Source organism: Anaerobacillus sp. (genome assembly GCF_046314235.1).
Classification (GTDB): Bacteria; Bacillota; Bacilli; order Bacillales; family Anaerobacillaceae; genus Anaerobacillus.
In genome coordinates, this window is the sequence record NZ_JBKBWN010000004.1 from 350,351 (window position 1) to 365,424 (window position 15,074).

A 15,074-nucleotide genomic window follows, 5' to 3' on the forward strand; every position below is an offset into this window, starting at 1 on the left:
AGTAAGCAACGTAACGCTAAAAAGCGACTAATTGTCTTACAGCCCCCCTTTCTTAGAGGACAGCCCTAGGCTTCCTCTTTTTTTATGTTTTCAAGGCAGAGTAGTTACAAGGAGAAGCTTTTAGTTTGTAGACAATTGTATTTTAAAAAAATATTGACGGAAACTGGAAAGTTATGAAACTTTTATTTTTGTTCATACGTAAGTATAATTGGTAACGGAACATAAAAATATAACGTAGAAAGTGGGGAACGTTCATGGTTACTGTGAAGCAGATTATAGTTGGCTTCCTTTCGCTCATCTCAATTGCAATATTAGCTCTGTTTTTAACGACAGGATGGTATATAGTTGATGAGTCAGAACAGGCAGCGCTAATTACCTTTGGTAAAGTGGATGAGCATATTACTGAGCCAGGTTTAAAGTTTAAGTTGCCTTGGCCGATTCAAAGAGTAGAAATATTATCGAGAGGGACTTTTACAACAACTGTAGGTTACGATGAAAAAAATGGTGAAGTAGTTGAGTATCGAGACGAAGCGAAAATGATCACTGGAGATGAAAATATCTTACTAGCAGATTTAGTTGTGCAATGGAGAATAACAAACCCAGAGAGGTTTCTATTTAACTCTAATGACCCTGAGCAAATTTTATTCAGTGCAACGTCAGCATCACTTCGTGGTGTAATTGGAAGCTCTAGGATTGATGATGCTTTAACTGACCAACGTCCTGCGATTGAAGCCCGAGTATGGGATTACTTAGTTGAGTTAATTGAAAAATATGATATTGGAATTTCGGTTATGGACGTAAAACTTCAAGATGTTGAACTACCAAATGAGGATGTACGCCGAGCGTTTACTGAAGTTACCGATGCAAGGGAAGAACGTTTAACAAAGATTAACGAAGCTACTAAATATCGTAATCAAAAAATGAATGAAGCAAAAGGTGAACAAGACGCGATTATGTCAAGAGCTGAAGGAACAAGAACTGAGCGTTTAGAACGAGCTCGTGGTGATGTAGCAAGGTTCAATGCTTTATACAATGAATATTTAATAAATCCTGAAGTTACGAGAAGTCGCTTAGTTTTAGAAACATTAGAAAAAGTTTTACCAGATACAGAAATTTATATTATGGACAGCAGTAGTGATACAGTGAAGTATTTGCCGATTCGATCACTTGAAAGATCGACGGAAGTAAATCCACCCGCAACTAATACTACTAAACCTAGCGATGGGAGTGGGAGCTAATGAGCGATAAAATTATTGATTTCAGCGAGAGAAAGCCAACAGACGAATGGAAGAAGTATTCAAAACTAGGAATTGTCTTAGTTATATTATTAGGGTTATTTATGATTATCCTATCAAACTTGTTCATTGTTGAGCAGGGGGAGTTTAAAGTAGTTAGACAATTTGGTGAAGTTGTTGATGTTAAGCAAGAACCGGGTTTGAGTTTTAAAGTTCCTTTTATTCAATCAGTTTCAACGTTAACGAAGAAACAAATGATCTTAGATGTAGAACCAACAGAAATTAACACCCGTGATAAAAAGAGAATTCTTATTGATAATTATGCAATTTGGCGAATCGATAACCCTCAACAAATGATTTCAAGTGCACAAACGATCGACCGTGCCGAAATGATTATGATGAACTTTATTTACTCAGTTATCCGTGCAGAACTTGGTCAGTTAGATTATGACCAGATTATTAATGAAGAGCAGTCTTCGCGTGGGAGTTTTAATGATCGTATTTTAGAAAGAGTAAACGAATTATTAGAAAGAGATAATTATGGGATTTCCGTTACGGATGTAAGAATGAAACGTACGGACTTACCTGAAGAAAATGAGCAAGCCGTTTATCGTCGGATGATATCTGAACGTAATTCGATTGCTCAAGACTATTTATCGCAAGGGGATGCAGAAGCAAACCGTATCCGAGCAAATACAGATCGTGAAGTTAAAGAAATTGTTGCAAAGGCAAATGCTGACGCCAATGAAATTATTGGTGAGGGTGAAGCAGGAGCTGCGCAAATTTATAATGAATCCTTTGGTAGAGATGTTGAATTCTATAATCTTTATCGAACACTTATTAGCTATGAGAAAACAATAAACGATCAAACGGTTATTGTTCTTCCGGCAAATTCTCCTTATGCTCGTATCTTAATGGGGTACACAGACTAAAAGAGGAGGCTGTCCAAAAAGTGTCTGACACTACGCCGCTACTACTAATTATAGACGTACCGATTTATCATATGTCTATATTGGGTGCCAAGTGTGTCAGATCCTTTGTTTTTGGACAGTCTTTTTTTTATTTGTTGATTAAACATGATAAACTATAAGTAGAAATTTAGAATTGATTGAGGTGCGTAGTCTTGACGAAAAAATTAGTGATGATTGATGGTAATAGTATTGCTTATCGAGCTTTTTTTGCTCTGCCGCTTTTAAATAATGATAAAGGTGTTTATACAAATGCGGTTTTCGGCTTTACAACAATGCTCTTAAAGATTATTGAAGAAGAAAAACCTACACATATGCTCGTTGCTTTTGATGCGGGGAAAACGACTTTTCGACATAAAACGTTCGAAGAATATAAAGGTGGCAGACAAAAAACACCACCAGAGCTTTCAGAACAATTTCCACTAATACGTGAGCTCTTAGATGTTTTCTCAGTAAAGCGATTTGAATTAGAAAACTATGAAGCAGACGACATTATTGGAACGATCGCAAAAGAAGTAGGGGCACAAGAGGAGTGGGAAGTGAAGATTTTCTCTGGTGATAAAGATTTACTCCAACTTGTCTCACCTAAAGTTACAGTTGCACTAACGAGAAAAGGCATTTCAAATGTTGATACATATGATGAGGCTTTCGTTAATGAAAAATATGGCCTGACCCCTAGACAAATTATTGATATGAAAGGTCTAATGGGTGATCCTTCTGATAACATTCCTGGAGTACCAGGGATTGGTGAGAAGACGGCGATTAAATTGTTAAAAGAGTTTGGCTCAGTTGAAACAGTCCTTAAATCTATTGACGAAATTTCAGGAAAGAAATTAAAAGAGAACTTATCTGAAAATAAAGAAAAGGCATTAATGAGTAAGGAGCTTGCGACTATTTTTTGTGAGGTCCCACATCAAATCGAAAAAGAAGAACTTCTTTTTGGAGAGTACGATGAAAAGAAGGTTATTTCCTTATTTAAGGAGCTCGATTTCCACTCATTAATAGAGCGCTTTGGTACGGTTGAACCTGAATTAGAGGAAGAAATCGAAAAGCTTGAGCTTACAATCTCTAGTAATATTACTCCAGAGATGCTTACCGATGAATCAGCTCTAGTCGTTGAAGTGTTAGCGGAAAATTACCATGAAGCAGATATTCTAGGACTAGCTATTGTGAATAAGAATGGCCGTTATTTTATAACAATAGAACAAGCTTTAGCGAGTAATGAATTTAGAACGTGGGCTAGAAATAATGACGCTAAAAAAGCAGTTTTTGATGCGAAACGCGCAGTTGTCGCATTAGGATGGAAGGGAATTGAGCTGGAAGGAATTAATTTTGATCTTCTAATCGCTTCGTATATCCTAGACCCATCTGCTGCGTCTCATGAAGTAGCTGATATTGCGAATCGTAAAGGAAAGCGCATGGTGGCTACCGATGAAACAATTTACGGTAAAGGCGCAAAAAGATGCTGTCCAACTACTGAAATATTAGCAGAACACCTCGTAAATAAAGCAAATATAATCTATACGTTAAGGCAGGAAATTCATGAAGAGCTAACGGATAATCAGTTAAAGGAACTTTTCTATGATTTAGAAATGCCTTTATCGATTATCTTAGGGAAGATGGAGATGACTGGGGTTAAGGTCGATATTGGGCAATTACAAGACATCGGAAAAGACTTAACTGAACAATTAAAGAAGCTTGAGCAAGAAATTCATGGACTTGCTGGAATTCAGTTTAATATTAATTCTCCTAAGCAGCTTGGAGAAGTTCTTTTTGAGAAACTTAATCTACCGGTAATTAAGAAAACAAAAACAGGAGCTTCAACATCTGCAGAAGTATTAGAAAAACTAGCGGATAAACATGAGATCATTCCTAGTATCCTTCATTACCGCCAACTGGGAAAACTAAATTCAACTTATATAGAAGGTTTATTAAAGGTTGTTCATAACGATACAGCCAAAATTCATACGATGTTTAATCAAGCGTTGACTCAAACAGGAAGGTTAAGTTCCACTGAACCTAACCTACAAAACATTCCAATTCGACTTGAAGAAGGACGGAAAATTAGAAAAGCATTTGTTCCCTCAAACCCGGACTGGATCATGTTTGCTGCAGATTACTCTCAAATTGAGCTTAGGGTCCTAGCTCATATTGCAAATGATGAGAATTTAATAGAGGCTTTTAATCAAGGAATGGATATTCATACAAGAACGGCAATCGACGTATTCCACGTTGAAGCAGATGCTGTCACGGACTTAATGCGTCGTCATGCTAAGGCTGTAAACTTTGGTATCGTTTATGGGATTAGTGATTATGGGTTGTCGCAAAGTTTAAGTATTACTCGAAAAGAAGCAGGAACCTTTATCGAAAAATATTTAGAAAGCTTCCCAGGTGTTCGCGACTATATGGACAATATTGTTCAAGAAGCAAGGGAAAATGGATATGTAACGACGCTATTGCATCGTCGTAGGTTTCTCCCAGAAATTACTAGTCGTAATTTTAATTTGCGAAGTTTTGCAGAGCGAACAGCTATGAATACACCAATCCAGGGGACGGCAGCAGACATAATAAAAAAAGCAATGGTGAATATTAGTGAACGAATTGAACAAGAAGGATTAGAAGCAAGATTGCTGTTGCAAGTACACGATGAGTTGATTTTTGAAGCACCAAAACACGAGCTAGAAAGACTGAAAGAAATCGTGCCTGAAGTAATGGAGTCAGCTATCGACTTAAAGGTTCCTTTAAAAGTTGACTATGCCTACGGCAGCTCTTGGTATGACGCAAAATAATTGAAAATGTATTAGCTATGTAATCCTTAACTCCGATAATAAAAAGAAAGTGGTGATCTCATGCCGGAATTACCAGAAGTTGAAACGGTGAAGCGAACATTACAACAACTAGTAATTGGCAAGACGATTAAGGGTATTACGGTTCATTGGGGCAAGATCATAAAGAGGCCAGATGATGTTGCGCAGTTTAGTCATTTATTAATTGGTCAAACGATAACCAATATTGAAAGGCGGGCTAAATTTTTAAAGTTCATTCTAGATGATTATGTGCTCGTCTCACACCTCCGTATGGAAGGAAGATATGGTCTACATTCTGAGGATGAAGACATTGATAAACATACACATGTCATTTTTACCTTTACAGATGGGACAGAGCTTAGGTACCGAGATGTAAGGAAGTTCGGTACGATGCACCTTTTTTTAAAAGGGGAGGAAAAGCATAATCTGCCATTAGCCCAATTAGGGATTGAACCTTTTGATGATAAATTTCAAGCGAAGACACTTAAGGAGCTATTCAAAGGAACAAGCAGAAAAGTAAAGGTTACCTTACTAGACCAATCGAAACTAGTGGGCTTAGGAAACATCTATGTAGATGAAGCGCTTTTTAGATCCGGTATTTATCCAGAAAGGATCGGCACTGATTTATCAGACAGAGAAATAAAGAAATTACACAAAGAAATAAAGGCAACTTTAAAAGAAGCCATCGATTTAGGTGGTAGCTCTGTAAAATCCTATGTAAACGGACAAGGGGAAATGGGAATGTTTCAACAGCAACTGTTCGTTTATGGTCGAAAGGGAGAGCCTTGCAAGGTTTGCACGACTCCAATTGAAAAAACAGTTGTTGGAGGAAGAGGCACTCACTATTGTCCTAAATGCCAAAAATATAAATAATACTGTAAAGAAACCTCCACCATAAAAAAGTAAGTACATTGGATGGGCTCCGACCATATACTATCCTATCAGTGGTTGGAAGGAGCTTTTGGATATGGTAGAATTTCTTTCCTTACTATTATTAGCATTAGCAGTTAGTTTGGATAGCTTTGGCGTTGGTTTAACTTATGGATTAAGGAAAATGAAGCTTCCCTTTAAGTCATTACTCTTTATTGCTTCTTGTTCAGCGATATCAATCCTCATCGCCATGAGTATTGGTAGCTTAGTCGTTAAGTATTTATCACCAGCGGTCGCAGAAACAATTGGTGGTCTAATATTAATCATCATTGGTGCGTGGGCACTATACCAAATTTATCGTCCAGCAAAAAGGGATGAAAAAGGTAATGAAGATGAAGTAATCCTAAACTTTGAAATCAAAGTTTTAGGCGTCGTTATTAAGATCCTCCGCAAACCAATGGTTGCCGATTTTGATAATTCAGGCACGATCACAGGAAGAGAAGCTTTTTTCTTGGGAATTGCTCTATCCCTTGATGCCTTTGGAGCTGGTATTGGAGCTGCATTAATAGGTTTTTCACCAATGTTTATGGCATTAAGTGTTGCCCTAATGAGTGCGTTATGTGTTACCTTAGGGATGAAGAGTGGGTATGTATTTTCAGACTCAAAAATGATGCGTAAATTTTCTTTCATTCCGGGATTATTACTTATTGTGTTAGGAATATTTCGACTGTAATTAAGGAGAACATTTATGATTATTGGATTAACGGGTGGAATTGCAAGTGGAAAAAGTACTGTATCAAATCTAATTAAACTTGAAGGAATACCAGTTGTTGATGCCGATCTAATCGCTAGAGAAGTGGTTGAAAAAGGGGAAACAGCGTACGAACAAATTGTAAAGGTTTTTGGTACTGAAATTTTAACCGTTGATGGTACCCTAGATCGAAAAAAACTTGGATCAATTGTTTTTAGTGACGAGCACAAGCGCTTTTTACTAAATGACATTGTTCATCCTGCGATTAGAGTAAGAATGCAAGAAAAGATTGAACAATGGAAACAAGAAGGCTTTAAAACAATAGTCCTAGATATTCCACTCTTATATGAAAGTAAGTTAACAAATTTGGTGGAAAAGGTTATTGTTGTTTATGTTGACCAGCAGTTGCAAAAAGAGCGTTTAAAAAATAGGGATCAATATAGTGATGAAGAGGCTTTATCTCGGATTAACGCACAACTCCCTTTAAAGGAAAAAATTACGTATGCTGATGAAGTCATTCATAACAACGGCTCATTGGATGAAACGAAGAACCAATTATTAACTATCTTAACAAAATGGAATTGCTTGTAAAGGCTATTATAAGATAAAGAAAACCTTGCCAAACTTTAAAATAAAGGCTACGTCACGAATGCCGACGCTAGCCTTTATTTTGATTCAATGAAGAAATTCATAATTGAAAACACCAATCTATAGGCATTCGTCCAATTTATAACAAAAAGTTAAAAATAAACTTCATATATCTGAATTATATGTTATACTATTTTTATATAAAAGATTATTTAGTATAACGTATTAGTGTGGAGGGATATCACATATGAAAGTGAAAGTAGCAATAAATGGGTTCGGAAGAATTGGAAGAATGGTGTTTAGAAAAGCAATTCTTGATAATAAACTAGATCTTGTTGCTATAAATGCAAGTTATCCAGCAGAAACGCTTGCTCACCTTATTAAATATGATAGTATCCATGGAGAATTTTTGGGGGAAGTTAAAGCTGAGGAAAATGGAACAATTACTGTTAACGGAAAAAACATTCATTTACTTAGCGAACGAGATCCAAGAAATCTTCCTTGGAAAGAGTTAAATGTTGATATTATTATTGAAGCAACAGGTAAATTCAAAACAAAGGAAACAGCTTCTTATCACCTTGAAGCAGGTGCGAAAAAGGTCGTTATCACTGCGCCTGGTAAAGACGAGGATGTAACAATTGTTATGGGTGTCAATGAAGATAAGTACGATCACGAAAATCATCATATCATTTCAAACGCATCTTGTACGACAAACTGTTTAGCCCCTGTAGCTAAGGTTATTGATGAGAAATTTGGTATAGAAAGTGGCTTAATGACAACCGTGCATTCTTATACGAATGATCAAAAAAATATTGATAATCCGCACAAAGATCTTCGTCGCGCAAGAGCGTGTGGACAATCGATTATTCCAACTACAACAGGAGCTGCAAAAGCACTTTCATTAGTACTGCCACAATTAGAAGGGAAATTGAATGGTCTTTCGTTGCGTGTTCCGACACCAAACGTTTCATTAGTCGATTTAGTCGCAACAGTTGAAAAAGATATTACAGCTGAAGAAATCAATCAGGCATTTGAGGAAGCAGCTAATGGTCCTTTAAAAGGAATTTTAGGTTTTACGATTGAACCACTTGTATCCATTGACTTTAATGGTAACGAAAATTCTTCGATTATTGATGGTTTATCAACAATGGTAATCGGGAAAAAGCAAATAAAGGTTTTAGCTTGGTATGACAATGAGTGGGGCTATTCTTGTCGCGTTGTTGACCTCGTAAATTATGTAGCAGAAAAAATAAAAACACATACGAAAATTGGTGTTTCTTAATATCTATTATTCGACCAGATAAAGAGGTGTAAAATCACCTCTTTTTTCTGCGTGAAAATATCGGTCGAGTACTTGAGCGAGGAGAAAGAACATCCAACGATTTTTTAATGTGCGATATCAGGTTAATTTACAATTATCTAAAATATGCGCTGGATTTCCTAGAACGAGCCTCTAAAATTCGTTAGAATTTTACAGCGAAGAGAAAGGAAAACCAGCGACTTTTTTTGTGCGATATCAGGTTAATTTACAATTATCTAAAATATGTCGCTGGATTTCCTTGAACAAGCCTCTAAAATTCGTTAGAGTTTTACAGCGAAGAGAGAGGAAATCCAGCGACTTTTTTATGTGCGATATCGGTTAATTTACAAATATCTATAATATGCCGCTGGATTTCCTTGAACAAGCCTCTAAAATTCGTTAGAGTTTTACAGCGAAGAGAAAGGAAAACCAGCGACTTTTCAAAAAAAATATTTTTTTCGTGTTAAAATATATTTTCTATGAGATAATTTAACTTTAATGAAGGATTAAAGTATAATATAGACGAAAGGGCAACCTTTTTAGGAAAAACTAAGACATCATACATAACTTTTTAAGAGGTGACAGTAATGGGATTTAAAGACAAGATTAACAAATTTGTATCTACACATACAGAAACTAGAGAAGCTCATTCTGATGAGGCGTTAAAAACTCGCTACTATAAAGCTATGAAGGATAAGGCATTTAATGAAGTTTTAACGTTATTTGGACAAACTCCTCAGTTTGAGGTGAAATCCAGTTCTACAGAACGTGGAGAGATTATCGTCATTGGGAAAGGGAAAAGAAAAGTATTCTTAGTAGCGACAATTATTATGGTTTCACCACTCAGAACAGCAGTTGATTTTGCAGTAACAACAGAAACAAGTTTGCCATTTGATTTTGGTTACAGTGCCAAAGTAATAAAAGAAATTTATCAAAAACTTGACCAACGTCTAGAATATGTGGGATCTGGCTTAGGGGCTTAAAAAAATGTAGTTTTTTTATTAGCATTTTTACAAACTAGTAAAGAAAATTTTTAAACAAAATCCCCTAAACTACCACTTGTACTTAGAAGTAATTTTTAATATCATTAAGAAATAAGTTAATTGTTATATAAGAAATTTAGGCAAACATATGGAGTTGATGATATGCGCTGTCCAACATGTAATTATAACGGTACGCGAGTACTTGATTCACGTCCAAGCCACGAAGGTCGCTCAATTAGAAGACGACGCGAATGCGAAGAATGTAATTATCGTTTTACTACCTTCGAAACCGTTGAAGAAACACCGCTAATTATTGTTAAGAAGGACGGAAATCGGGAAGAATTTAGCAAAGAAAAGATACTCCGCGGTCTTATTCGAGCCTGTGAAAAACGACCAGTACCACTACAAAAGTTAGAAGATATCGTTGATCAAGTTGAAAAGGACTTGAGGAATGCCGGTGCTGCAGAAGTGAATAGTCACGATGTTGGTGAAATTGTCATGGGATATTTGGCAAATGTTGATGATGTTGCATATGTTCGATTTGCATCTGTTTATCGTCAATTTAAAGATATAAATGTATTTATTGATGAATTAAAAGACCTTTTACAAAAAGGAGAAACGAAATAAAAAGAGCTTAAGATAGACAATCTTTAGCTCTTTTTTTTAGTGAATTAAGATATGTTAATTATATCTTACACAAATCACAAAATTAAACAATTATGGTTGTAAAATTAAAAAGAGTAGGCTCTTAATTAAATGGAAATAATGTTAAAATAGATTAGTAAATTTATAGATATGGGTGATGAAAGAATGGCGTTACATTGGATGCATTTATTACCTATTGATCGTTATGTCGTTCGCACAAGTTCATTTATTAATGGGGTAGATCGGAAAATACTAACCCTATTATACCAACCACTTATTGGTGCTATTGCTCATAGTCTTTATTTAGCTTTACTAAGTGAACTAGAAAGCGATCAGTATACAAGTACGGAAACGACGCATAAAACTTTAATGACGATGATGGGACTTCCTTTAGATAAAATTTATGAGGAACGGAAAAAGTTAGAGGGAATTGGGTTATTAAATGTTTATAAGCATAAACATGATGACGATATTACTTATTTATATGAATTACAAAAACCATTTAGTCCACAAGAGTTCTTTAAGGACGATGTTCTTAGTGTGTATTTGTACAATCGTGTAGGAAAGCATCGCTACCTTCAATTACGAGAGCGTTTTACGATAAGTAAAGTAGATAAAGACGAATTTAAAGATATTACATTATCATTTGGCGATGTATTTACATCTTTGCATCATTCAGAAATTTCTTCTCAACAAGGAGAAATTTCTTCCTCCTTAGCGATTGATCATCAAAATCACGACATAATTAGTAATGATGATGATAAAGGATCATACAAAATTCTAGAAAATGCTTTTGACTTTTCGTTACTTATCGCCTATTTATCGAACATGATAAATCCAACCACTTTGTTGACTGAAAAGGTGAAAGAGACAATTGTCCGTCTAGCCTTTGTCTATCGGATTGATCCTTTTGAGATGAGTAAAATCATTCAAGATTCTCTTCTCCATGATGATACGGTCGATCTTGATGTGATGAGAGAAAAAGTGAAAAACTGGTATAAGTTTACTTATGAGAGTGAACCACCTGGTCTAGGGTTAAGAACGCATCCTGAAAAATATCGGACGATGTCTGACAAAAAGCCAACAAGTGAAGAAGAAGAAATGATATTACATTATGAAACTGTATCCCCACTAACTCTTTTAGAGAGTAAATCTTCTGATGGGGCAAAAGTGCCGTTAGGCGATGCAAGAATTGTAGAAGCGCTGCTATTAGACTATAAACTTCTGCCAGGCGTTGCTAATGTTCTCATCGACTTTATCCTAGAAATTAATGATATGAAATTAACAAAATCGTATGTCGAAAAAATTGCTGGCCAGTGGGCACGTAAAAATGTAAAAACAGTAAAAGAGGCAATGGATTTAGCAAAAGGGGAATACAAAAAGCGTGGCCAGTGGGATCTAGGAATTGCTGAGACTGCTGCTACAAAAGAAAAGCCAGTGAAGCAACGAGCAAATAATTCAAATCGTTACGTTCGAAAAGATCGCCTTCCTAAATGGCTGACAGAAGAGAAAAAAGAGGCAAAGCCACAGCAAGACGATGATATTGCGAAAGTAAAAGAAGAGTTAGAAGAGAAATTAAAACGGTTAAAGTCACAACGAAAACAGGAGGGATAGTAGGTGGAATCGATTCAGCAAACATTTAAAAAAATGAAAAACTCAAAAAGTATTTTAGGGCATTTTCAAGCTTTAAAAGATGATGTTCTTTCAGACAAATGGGTGAACGAATTTATTGCTGCTCATCCAGGTCTTCCTGAAAGTGAACTTGATCGTAATATATCGCGCTTATTCGAATACCGTAATGAGCGAAGAAACTGTCACATTTGTACGAGTTTGCAAGCATGTCCAAACATGATGAAAGGGTATCAGCCTGAACTATATTTAGAAAGACAGCAAATTCAAATTCGTTATAACCTATGCCAGAAAAAGTTGAAAGCAGATGAGAGCAAACGTCAGCATTCTCTAATTAAAAGTTTATTTGTTCCAAAGGAAATCTTACGTGCTACCTTTGATGAACTTGACCAAGATAACCGCTCTAGAATTTTTGCGATTGCCAAAGCGGTTGAATTTGCAACGACAACAAACCCAGGGGAAACAGGAAAAGGTCTTTATCTTCACGGTCAATTTGGCGTCGGGAAAACTTTTATTATGGGAGCTATTGCAAATGAACTAGCAGAGAGGAATATTTCTTCAATGCTTGTCTACACTCCAGACTTTTTCAGAGAATTGAAAAGTGGTATTCATGATGGCTCTTATAATGAAAAATTAGATATAGTGAAAAAAGTTCCAGTTCTTATTTTAGATGACCTTGGAGCTGAAACAATGTCTAGTTGGGTAAGAGATGATATATTAGGAGTTATTTTGCAATATAGAATGCTAGAAAAGTTGCCGACCTTATATACATCTAACTATGACTTTGACGAATTAGAGGAACACTTGTCATACTCCCAAAAAGGTGGAATAGAACAATTAAAATCAAAAAGAATTATGGAGCGCATCCGTCATTTTGCTGAACCGGTATATATCCAAGGCGATAATCGGAGAGGCTAAGTGAGAGTATTAATATTAATTAAAATTTTTTGCAATGATATTTGTCGTTTTTTACTTTAAACGCTATTCATTCTAAAATTAGCTAAAATATGTTAGGATATTAAAAGAGCTAATTATAATATGTACTATTTTTATAGAGTTTATCTACTATGAGAAGTGGGGGTTTTTCCATGACAATTGATCATATTCTTGAGCGAGCAGTTAAAGGTGAGCGTCTAACGATTGAAGATGCGATTCGTTTATATGAGAGTAATGAAGTAGAAAAAATTGGTGCTGCAGCCAATGAGGTCATGAAGAAGTGGCATCCAGAACCGATTACTACGTTTGTAATTGGGAGAAATATTAATTATACAAATTATTGTGATACGTATTGTCGTTTTTGTGCTTTTTATCGACCACCTGGACATGAAGATGGTTATATCTTAGAAGATGACGTTATTTTGGAGAAAATTCAAGAAACAGAAAATGTAAATGGAACTGAGATTTTGATGCAAGGTGGAACACACCCAGATCTTCCTCTTAGCTACTATACAAATCTACTAAGAAAGATTAAGGAACGCTTTCCTAACATTACGATGCATTCATTCTCACCAGCAGAAGTTTGGAAAATGGTAGAAGTTTCTGGGCTTAGTTTAAAGGAAGTGCTATTACAACTTAAAGAAGCCGGCCTCGATTCGATTCCTGGTGGTGGAGCAGAAATATTAGATGACCGTACTAGACAAAAGATTAGTAAGAAAAAAGGATCATGGGAAAAATGGATTGAATGTATGAAAATGGTGAAAACTGTTGGAATGCATGGCACAGCAACGATGGTTATTGGTTTTGGTGAATCTCACCACGAGCGTGCCTTGCATCTCCAGCGAGTTCGAGACGCTCAGGATGAGACAAACTGCTTCTTAGCGTTTATTCCTTGGACGTTCCAACCAGATAACACTAATCTTAAAGCCGAAAAAGTAACTCCTGATGAATATTTGAAGAACTTAGCGATTTCAAGATTGTTTCTAGATAATATTCCTAATTTCCAATCATCATGGGTAACAATGGGGCCTGAAATTGGTAAGAAGTCGCTCTCTTATGGTTGCAATGATTTTGGAAGTACGATGATGGAAGAAAATGTAGTTTCGGCAGCAGGAGCAACTCATAAAGTAAATACGAATTTAATTTTAAGATTAATTCGTGAAGCTGGTAAAATACCTGCGCAACGTGACACAAAATACAATACGCTTCATGTGTTTGAAGAAGAAGAGAAAACAGACAAAGATTTTGTTATGCAAAATTAAGCAAAAGGGTGGGATAGGAATAAAAACTATCCTACCCTTTTTCATTTTTTAAAAACATTTAATCATTTTTTAGGATAAGCTCCCATATACATGTAAAGAAAAATGGACACTAGGTGTAGTATGCGTCTAATTGTTGTAGGAGGGGCTTTCATTGATAGAGATTTATTTAGAAAATGAGCTCGATCGAGTATATTTTATGAAAAATATTAAAGATGGGCTTCATGCCTTTATTAAAAATGAGGTAGTTGTACTTTCATTAGCTAGTGACAGATTAATTATAGACATAAAAGAAACCATTAACTTTGAAACTGAAATAAAGCCATTAGTAACTGAAGTGTTAAAAAAACATGTGATTGAAACAAAAGAGGAAGTCTGGCTATTAGATATTATTAAGAATGTCTTTTTCTACGATGACCCCCAAGAGCAAGCAGAAATATTAGCAATGGCTAAATCAATCCTTTCTGGAGAACGGTTAGACCTTCCAAATGTCAAAAAACTTTTTTTAACAGAAAAACTTATTGATAATGCCTTTAAAGGTTTTATAACACAAGATAGTAAGTTTTGTTATGAATCGTTTTTAACATTCCGTCTGCGAGGCTACTTTGATAAGTTAATTGATTGTGTAGAGATGGCTATTGATGAATTTCAGCTAGAGCAAGAATATCAAAATTTAGTAGAAAATCTACGCTACTATTTAAAAAAGCGAACATCAAAAATAACTTGTGTTCATCTTGTTATTGATACTAATTTTACTTTTTATGACGAATACCTTAATAAATTATCAGCTGAAAAACTCGAAGAGTACTTAGATAGATCAATTATTTTTGAGAAAGGTATTCCTATACAAGAAATGGTGATTAGTCCACTTGTGAGTATTGCTCCCAAAGTAATCCACATCTATAGTGATGAGTTAGACAAAGGTGTCATTCATTCCATTCGAAACATTTTTCAGGAACGAGTTAAGCTTTACAATAAAGGCAGCTTCCATAAAAAAAATTATAAAACGTTATAAGTCAATGAATTTCATAATTCATTATTTTCGCTACTAAGTTCTAAATGTAGTTGCGTTAAAACCATTCGCCACTACATTTAGTTTGAAA

Annotated in this window: 13 protein-coding genes; all 13 read left to right on the forward strand. The window is 35.5% G+C overall.

Annotated elements, in window-relative coordinates:
• Nucleotides 1-254 precede the first annotated feature (254 nt).
• Nucleotides 255-1,238, forward strand: a complete 984-nt coding sequence (gene hflK / locus ACK4M9_RS07765; protein ID WP_409849099.1) for an FtsH protease activity modulator HflK — start codon at nucleotides 255-257, stop codon at nucleotides 1,236-1,238.
• A complete protein-coding gene (hflC, locus tag ACK4M9_RS07770; RefSeq protein WP_409849100.1) occupies nucleotides 1,238-2,167 on the forward strand; it encodes a protease modulator HflC in 930 nt (309 codons plus the stop codon). The genes hflK and hflC overlap by 1 nt, the downstream gene beginning before the upstream one ends.
• Before the next feature lie 209 nt (nucleotides 2,168-2,376).
• Entirely contained in the window at nucleotides 2,377-4,992 is a 2,616-nt protein-coding gene (polA, locus tag ACK4M9_RS07775; protein WP_409849201.1) for a DNA polymerase I, read from the forward strand.
• A 60-nt stretch (nucleotides 4,993-5,052) separates the two neighbouring features.
• The gene (mutM, locus tag ACK4M9_RS07780) at nucleotides 5,053-5,883 is read left to right on the forward strand and encodes a DNA-formamidopyrimidine glycosylase (RefSeq protein WP_409849102.1); all 831 of its coding nucleotides are present in this window, start codon (nucleotides 5,053-5,055) and stop codon (nucleotides 5,881-5,883) included.
• A 94-nt stretch (nucleotides 5,884-5,977) separates the two neighbouring features.
• Nucleotides 5,978-6,613, forward strand: a complete 636-nt coding sequence (gene ytaF, locus ACK4M9_RS07785) for a sporulation membrane protein YtaF (protein ID WP_409849104.1) — start codon at nucleotides 5,978-5,980, stop codon at nucleotides 6,611-6,613.
• 15 nt (nucleotides 6,614-6,628) lie between these two features.
• Complete coding sequence (gene coaE / locus ACK4M9_RS07790; RefSeq protein WP_409849106.1) at nucleotides 6,629-7,222, forward strand: dephospho-CoA kinase; 594 nt, start codon at nucleotides 6,629-6,631, stop codon at nucleotides 7,220-7,222.
• A 244-nt stretch (nucleotides 7,223-7,466) separates the two neighbouring features.
• The gene (locus ACK4M9_RS07795) at nucleotides 7,467-8,501 is read left to right on the forward strand and encodes a glyceraldehyde-3-phosphate dehydrogenase (protein WP_409849108.1); all 1,035 of its coding nucleotides are present in this window, start codon (nucleotides 7,467-7,469) and stop codon (nucleotides 8,499-8,501) included.
• A gap of 605 nt (nucleotides 8,502-9,106) precedes the next feature.
• A complete protein-coding gene (locus ACK4M9_RS07800; RefSeq protein ID WP_409849110.1) occupies nucleotides 9,107-9,502 on the forward strand; it encodes a hypothetical protein in 396 nt (131 codons plus the stop codon).
• A gap of 162 nt (nucleotides 9,503-9,664) precedes the next feature.
• Nucleotides 9,665-10,129, forward strand: a complete 465-nt coding sequence (gene nrdR / locus ACK4M9_RS07805; protein ID WP_409849112.1) for a transcriptional regulator NrdR — start codon at nucleotides 9,665-9,667, stop codon at nucleotides 10,127-10,129.
• A 183-nt stretch (nucleotides 10,130-10,312) separates the two neighbouring features.
• The gene (locus ACK4M9_RS07810; RefSeq protein ID WP_409849114.1) at nucleotides 10,313-11,761 is read left to right on the forward strand and encodes a replication initiation and membrane attachment family protein; all 1,449 of its coding nucleotides are present in this window, start codon (nucleotides 10,313-10,315) and stop codon (nucleotides 11,759-11,761) included.
• 3 nt (nucleotides 11,762-11,764) lie between these two features.
• Nucleotides 11,765-12,694: a primosomal protein DnaI gene (gene dnaI, locus ACK4M9_RS07815; protein WP_409849116.1), complete on the forward strand. Its 930-nt coding sequence runs from the start codon at nucleotides 11,765-11,767 to the stop codon at nucleotides 12,692-12,694.
• Between the two features lie 170 nt (nucleotides 12,695-12,864).
• Entirely contained in the window at nucleotides 12,865-13,974 is a 1,110-nt protein-coding gene (mqnC, locus tag ACK4M9_RS07820) for a cyclic dehypoxanthinyl futalosine synthase (RefSeq protein WP_409849118.1), read from the forward strand.
• Nucleotides 13,975-14,125: 151 nt separating this feature from the next.
• Entirely contained in the window at nucleotides 14,126-14,986 is an 861-nt protein-coding gene (ytxC, locus tag ACK4M9_RS07825; RefSeq protein WP_409849120.1) for a putative sporulation protein YtxC, read from the forward strand.
• Nucleotides 14,987-15,074 lie beyond the last annotated feature (88 nt).